Raw genomic sequence first — 2,837 nt, 5'->3', positions numbered from 1 at the left:
ATCATGGCGATGCGCATCGAACAAACCTATCGGCCAGCGGCCGCGGGAGGCGGCTGTCGGGCTCGCGTCTTAGCAGACCGGGCGCGGGGGTGACGAGGGATCTGCGGCTGTCATCGTCCGCGGCTGTGATCAAGGAAACAAAATCCGATAAGCGGTTTCAATTGTGGGCAGATGGTGATAGGAAGGCAGACTTTCTTTCCGTTGCCCATCTATATGGCCCATATCAAACCGCTGTGACAAACGATCAATTGCTGAGCCAGATATCCGACTATTGCCGCCGGGCCGGGATGGCGGAATCGACCTTTGGCCGGCGTGCCGTCAATGATGGAAAGCTCGTGCAGCGGCTGCGTGAGGGCAAGCGCATCACCATCGACACCCTGAACCGGATCGAGTCCTGCATCGCCTCCGGTTCGCCGGATGGCGCGGCCCCGGTGCGCAGGCCGGAGCCGATCGAGCGCCGCGATCCCCGCGCCAATTTTCGTTTCTTCGAGAACCGGCAGAAATACCTGCTGTTCGTCCATACGTGCAGCGAGAAGCGCGTCATCGCCGACCGCATCGCGCTGGAGTTCGGCAGCATACATCCGCGTCCGCCGGCGCTGCGGGTGTTTGACGCAGGCGTCGGCGACGGCACCGTCCTGGCGCGGGTGATGCGCTCGATGCACGTCCGCTTTCCCCACATGCCGTTTTACGTTGCGGGCAAGGAGCTCAGCCTCGAGGATATCAAGCTCATGCTCGACAAGGCGCCGGACCGGCTGTTCGAGCACCCGGCGACCTGCATGGTGCTGACCAACATGCATTATGCGGAAGCGCCCTGGCTCGCGCCGCGTTCGCCGCAGGCCGCGGCCGGCATGGTTTGGCGCGAGGTGCCGCTGCGGGGGACATCCTCCGGCGAGTTCGAGGCGCAGATCCGGGATCTGTGGCCCTATCTCGAGGAGAACTGGCGGGCGAACGTCAGTCCGGTCACGGGAATGCCGGTCTATGAGAGGCCGGTGGTGTTGGTGATCTACCGGGAAGACCATCAATTTTTGCTCGATTCTGTCATTCCGCGGGCAGGGCGGGTGGAGGCCAACTTCGATCTGGTGATTGCGTCGCAGCCGTATCGGGCCAAATCGTCCCTCAATTTCAGGGTCAAACGGATCATCGCCCCCCTGGCGAGGGCGTTGCGGCCCGGCGGGCGTTTGATAGGAATTCACTCCCATGGACAGGACCCCGGACTGGAGATCGTCCAGGCGGTCTGGCCCGGAGAAAACCCTTTCGCCGTGAGCCGTCATGAGCTATTGCGCGCTGTGAAATATGAGCTGGGCTCGGTTGGGCGTGACCTTAATTTCAACGCTTATGCCGACCACCGTTCGATTTTTCGCTATGATATGGAAGCGCTGCCCAATGAGGTCACGGGATCGATCGGTACCTCGACGGCCTTCGCAGCGTGGAATGCGGCGGTCTACGTCGCCCAGGTCGAAGACGACCGGTTGACGGAGATGACCCAAAGCGGCCGCTATATGGACGCCACCAGGGAGGTTTTGCGCAAGCACAATGGTCTCTGGTTCTACGACGAATCCTACGTCATCTCGCGGCGGCGCGACTGACATCTAGTACCGCCGATTTGAAATTCCTGCACCACTTGCAGCGGGTTCATCTTCGGGAATTTCAAATCGAAAGCGGTACTAGAATCATAAAGTTACCAGTACCCTTTGCTTTCCGAAGTTCGTCAAGGGGGGTGTTGCGATGTCTCACGAACTTCGGAAAGCGGGTACTAGTGTTCCGGTCCGAACATTCGCATCACTTCGCAGCGAGTTCTTATGCGGATGTTCGAACCATAGGAGCACTAGCAAAATAAATATTCTGGTGTGGTTTTAGCTCTGACATTCGCTTGTAGGACTCGCGGCAATACTGAAGCGAATGTCAGAGCCACCACACCAGGTCAACAGCACGAAAGGACCGCTATCTCAGGCGGATGAAGGGGCGATTGATGCGCGGATCTTATTTGTTCACGAGTGAATCGGTTTCGGAGGGGCATCCCGACAAGGTATGCGACCGAATTTCGGACGAGATCGTCGATCTGTTTTTCAGCGAGGGTCCGAAAGCCGGCATTGATCCGTGGGCGATCCGCGCCGCCTGCGAGACGCTGGCCACCACCAACAAGGTGGTGATCGCCGGAGAAACCCGCGGGCCCGAATCCGTCACCAAAGAGAAGATCGAAAGCGTCGTCCGCGCCGCGATCAAGGATATCGGTTACGAGCAGGATGGTTTTCACTGGAAGACCGCCGACATCGAGATCCTGCTGCATCCGCAGTCCGCCGACATCGCGCAGGGGGTCGACGCCTTGCAGCCCGGCGCCAACAAGGAAGAGGGAGCCGGCGACCAGGGCATCATGTTCGGCTACGCCTGTAACGAGACCCCGGACCTGATGCCGGCGCCGATTTTCTATGCGCACAAGATCCTGCGGCTGATTTCGGAAGCCCGCCACTCCGGCAAGGAAAAGGTGCTGGGGCCGGACTCCAAGAGCCAGGTCACGGTGCAATACGAGAACGGCAAGCCGATCGGCGTGCGCGAAATCGTGGTGTCGCACCAGCACCTCATCGAGGACATGAGCTCCGATCAGGTGCGCGAGCGCGTCGAGCCCTATGTGCGCGAGGCGCTGCCGAAGGGATGGATCACCGACGAGACCATCTGGCACATCAATCCGACCGGCAAGTTCTTCATCGGCGGTCCCGACGGCGACGCCGGCCTGACCGGACGCAAGATCATCGTCGACACCTACGGCGGCGCGGCACCGCATGGCGGCGGCGCGTTTTCCGGCAAGGATCCCACCAAGGTCGACCGGTCCGCGGCCTATG

2 protein-coding genes are annotated in these 2,837 nt (G+C 60.6%); both read left to right on the top strand.

The features are described 5' to 3' along the window. Nucleotides 1-233: 233 nt before the first annotated feature. The gene (locus tag BGN91_RS09065) at nucleotides 234-1,586 is read left to right on the top strand and encodes a hypothetical protein (RefSeq protein ID WP_292612436.1); all 1,353 of its coding nucleotides are present in this window, start codon (nucleotides 234-236) and stop codon (nucleotides 1,584-1,586) included. A 383-nt stretch (nucleotides 1,587-1,969) separates the two neighbouring features. After that, the coding region (gene metK / locus BGN91_RS09060; RefSeq protein WP_292612434.1) for a methionine adenosyltransferase at nucleotides 1,970-2,837 on the top strand (868 nt) is incomplete at its 3' end.

This window comes from Nitrobacter sp. 62-13, from assembly GCF_001896955.1.
Taxonomy (GTDB): Bacteria; Pseudomonadota; Alphaproteobacteria; order Rhizobiales; family Xanthobacteraceae; genus Nitrobacter.
This window is presented reverse-complemented; position numbering and strand designations above follow the sequence as displayed.